A 4020-nucleotide genomic window follows, 5' to 3' on the forward strand; every position below is an offset into this window, starting at 1 on the left:
GGACGGACGCCATGGCCTCACTCTTTTCGAAGGCCGGCCTCGGCACGGTCTTCCAGTTGGCCAGCTTGTGCGCCCTGGGCGTGCTGGCGGCCATCAGCACCGACCAGGCGCTTCGGGTGCGGCGTGCATTGCGCGACGCGGACGCCGCGCCGCCGCGCCGGCCCTATCAATACCGCGCCGTGCGAGCCCAGCGCCGCGTGCTGATCCTCGGTGACAGCACCGGCGTCGGCATCGGTGCCGAGTGCCCCACGCAGTCCATTGCCGGCCTGCTGGCCGCCGAGTGCCGAGGCGCCGAGGTGGTCAACCTCAGCGTGTCAGGCGCGACGTTGGGTGATGTGCCGGGCCAGTTGCGTCGCCTGAACCATCACCCCGGGGCGCGTTTCGACTTGGTGCTGCTGCACGTGGGCGGCAACGACATCCTGCGCAGCCCCAACCTCGCCGTGATGCAGCAGGCCGCCGAAGCGCTGTTGCCGCGATTGCACGCAACCGGCGAGCGCGTCGTCTGGATCGGGCCTGGCGATGTCGGGCTGGCCCCGCTGTTTCGACCACCGTTCAGTTGGTGGTTGTCCCGCCGTTCGCGCTTGGCCTGCGAGTTGTTCCATCGCCTCGCGCAGAAGCATGGCGCGGAGTACATCGGCTTTCATGGCGGCGAGCATCGCGATCTGCTGGTGCGCCAGCGTGAGCGCTTCTTCGCCGTCGACGGCTTCCACCCCAACAGCCATGGCTACCGCTACTGCTATGGCTGGCTGATGCGCTCGGTGGTGATGAAGCAGGTGCTGGCACAACGCCCGGTCCTCGCAGCCAGCCATTCGCTGCCGCCAGCGCAGATCGCGCACGCCGTGCAGGCCCACACAGCCCACCATTCCGCCACCGCGCAGATCTGAATCGACCTCGGCCCTTGCGCGGCCTCATCTCTGAAACGAGGAGCTGTTGACGACCGTGTTGCCGATGCTATGATGCCTACCAAGTAGTCGGTAGTTCTGTCATTCACATGAAGCATTTCTCCGAAATCTCGGCCACTGCCGAGAAGGTGGTCGACGCCGCTGAAGGCCTGGTGCAGGAGCGTGGCTACACCGGCTTTTCGTACGACGACGTGGCGCAGCTGGTCGGCATCAAGAAGCCGAGCATCCACCACCACTTCCCGACCAAGGCCGAGCTGGTGGCGGTGGTAACGCAGCGCTACACCCACCGTTTCCGCGAGCAGCTACTCGGCATCGAAGGCCGGCTGCCCAAGGCGCCCGAGCGCCTGGCCGCCTACGCCGCGCTGTTCGAGCGCACCTTCGCCCACAACCGTCGCCTGTGCCTGTGCGGCATGCTGGGCGCCGAGGCCGACTCATTGCCCGAAGCCCTGGCCAGCGAGGTGCGGCACTTCTTCGAGGCCAACATCGACTGGCTGGCCTCGACCTTTCTCGCCGGCCAGCGGGCCGGGCTGATCCGCCCGTCGCCGGATGCCCGCGCGCTGGCCGAGGCCTACCTGTGCACCTTGGAAGGGGCGATGGTGGTCGGCCGCGGCTTGCGTTCCCCCCGAAGCCCGGCCGACGTGGCCGAGGCGTTCTTGTCGACCCTGCGGGCCTGAGCCCGCCTCTTCTTGCTGGGTTTGAGCCCACCCCTTTTTTTACCGCAACAGTCTACCAATTGGTTGGTAGATAACTTTCAGGAGAATCTCATGGACAAAGTCTTCTCGGGCCACAAGCTGCTCGTCGTCGGCGGCAGCAGCGGCATGGGCCTGGCCACCGCGCGCCAGGTGCTGGAGCGTGGCGGCAGCGCCGTGATCGTCGGGCGGCAGCCTGCCAAGACGGCCGAGGCGCTGCGCCAGTTGCAGCCCCTGGGCCCGGTCGCCGCGCTGAATGCCGACATCAGCCGTAGCGAAGGCGTGCAACAGCTGCTGCACCACCTGAGCGAAGAACACCGCGACATCAGCCTGCTGGTCAACGCGGCGGGCGTGTTCTTCCCCAAGTCGTTCCTCGAGCACACCGAGAAAGACTTCGACCAGTACCACGCCCTCAACCGCGCCACCTTCTTCATCACCCAGCAGGTGACGGCGCAGATGGTGGCTGCCGGGCGGCCGGGCGCGATCGTCAACATCGGGTCGATGTGGGCCCAGCAGGCGATCAAGGCCACCCCGTCGTCGGCGTATTCGATGGCCAAGGCCGGGCTGCACGCGCTGACCCAGCACCTGGCGATGGAGCTGGCCGAGCACCGCATCCGCGTCAACGCGGTCTCGCCGGCCGTGGTCGAAACGCCGGTGTATGAAGGCTTCATTCCGAAGGCCGACGTGCACGCCGCGTTGCAGGGCTTCAACGGCTTCCACCCGATCGGCCGCATCGGCACGGCGGACGACGTCGCCAACGTCGTCGCCTTCCTGCTGTCGGACCAGGCCGCCTGGGTCACCGGCGCGGTGTGGGACGTGGACGGCGGGGTGATGGCGGGGCGCAATCTCTGACAAGTCGTTACGTCTGACCGACCATCCCCCTAGAAAAGGGCGGCGAAACACCGGGGCCTCCCCCAATCGAGGGAGATACGCCCCGGCCCCGCGTCCGCAGAATCCGGGCCTCCCGAGCTGTATTGACCCTGGCCCCCCATGCGCACGCTGTTTCTCGACAAGACCCGCCCCACCTCCCGCAAATGGGTGTGGGTGGTCGCCGGTTTGGCGCTGGTGGAAGCCACGGCCTTGGCCGCCTATGTGATGCGGCCCACCCCCAAGGGCATCGAAGTCGACCTGGCCACGCCACGCGAACAATGCATCACGCGCGGCTCGGCCATCTTCGAAGCGCGCGGCGAGTGGCCCACCACCGCCGACGGCCGCGACGCGCAGACCCTGGTCAGCGCGCGCTGCACGCTGGACCCCGAATCGTTCCACTGATTCGGCTTCGGCCCCTTCGCTGAACGCAGCGTCGCGGCGCGCCTGGATTGGCGCGTCACCACCGCCGACGCTTTCTTCGCGCACGTCGCTTGGCGCCGCGTTACATCAGTCGGGCGCCGATCGACGTCTCGCCTGTCTCCGCGCCAAGCATCGAGCCCAGGCTCGGCTTCGACGAAGCTGCGTCGAACCTAACCTTGAAACAGGTGGCACCCGCAGTATCTTTGCAGTTGTTGAAACTGCCGCCGCTGCGACACGCGGCCAGAATATCTGACGCCTCCCGAAACTCTGACGACAACAAATATCTTTGCCACTGTTTTCCAGTGGCGAAAGTCATGTGTTGTGTGCCGAACCGTATCCCGAATCGGCACCCCCAATATCGCATCCGAAACGCGGCGATGCTGGATTGACAGGGCCAAACACGGTCGGTAAAACGCCCGCCAGCTCTGCTCTTTTCTCTCGCAGTTCCGGGGAGAACGCGACGAGCGCGGCCACGCGCGGGGCAACCCTCGACAGGGCATCGACATGCGAATCTTCAGCCACCGCCATCGGTGCGAACCGGTGTGCTTCGGCTTGCAGACGCGTCACGCGATGACCTGAAGGGTGCCCCCATTCCATCACCTCATTTCTGAAGCACTGGTCCGATATGCGATCCGATGAAACACTAGGCTACCGCTCCTTTGACTACGTCTATTTCCAGGTTCTGAGGACGTCGCGCGAGCTGGGTCTCGACAAACTGTTCGAGAACAATCCGAAGGTCGAACTGACGGCGGACGACATCCGCCTGGGCCTCGGCATTCCCACGCACTCGGTCCGGCTGCTGCTGCTGGCGGCTTGCGCATTCGGGCTGCTCAGTCGCGACGAGGCCAGCGGTCGCTACCGGCTCGACGGCTTCCTGGCCGCAGCGCCCTCACTGCCGGTCGACTTCGACTGGATCCGCCAGGTCTACCTGCCGTCCTGGGCCCACCTGACCCGCTCGCTGCGCGAAGGCAGCAATGCGGGCCTCGATGTGCTGCCCGGTGCCGGCGGCACCTTGTATGAACGCCTGGCCTCGCATCCCCGCCTCGAAGCCGACTTCGCCCACGCTCGCGGCGAGACAGTGCGCAACCGGCGCATGCCGCTGCTGGTGGCCGCGCTTGAAACCCTGCCCGCCTTCAAGC

At 66.5% G+C, this 4020-nt stretch carries 5 protein-coding genes; all 5 read left to right on the forward strand.

The annotated features are described in order from the left end of the window. On the forward strand, positions 1-884 hold an 884-nt coding region (locus AC1DYI_RS28670), incomplete at its 5' end, for a GDSL-type esterase/lipase family protein (protein WP_477207526.1). Positions 885-991: 107 nt separating this feature from the next. After that, complete coding sequence (locus AC1DYI_RS28675; protein WP_477207527.1) at positions 992-1576, forward strand: TetR/AcrR family transcriptional regulator; 585 nt, start codon at positions 992-994, stop codon at positions 1574-1576. Positions 1577-1666: 90 nt separating this feature from the next. Continuing rightward, on the forward strand, positions 1667-2443 hold the full coding sequence (locus AC1DYI_RS28680; protein ID WP_477207528.1) for an SDR family NAD(P)-dependent oxidoreductase: 777 nt from the start codon (positions 1667-1669) through the stop codon (positions 2441-2443). A 138-nt stretch (positions 2444-2581) separates the two neighbouring features. Next, positions 2582-2863 carry a hypothetical protein gene (locus tag AC1DYI_RS28685; protein WP_477207529.1) on the forward strand — a complete coding sequence of 94 codons (282 nt, stop codon included), beginning with the start codon at positions 2582-2584 and terminating at the stop codon, positions 2861-2863. Between the two features lie 643 nt (positions 2864-3506). Next, positions 3507-4020 (forward strand): dimerization domain-containing protein (locus AC1DYI_RS28690; protein WP_477207530.1); only part of this gene is annotated, 514 nt, incomplete at its 3' end.

It is taken from the genome of Ideonella sp. P3_A4, from assembly GCF_056403075.1.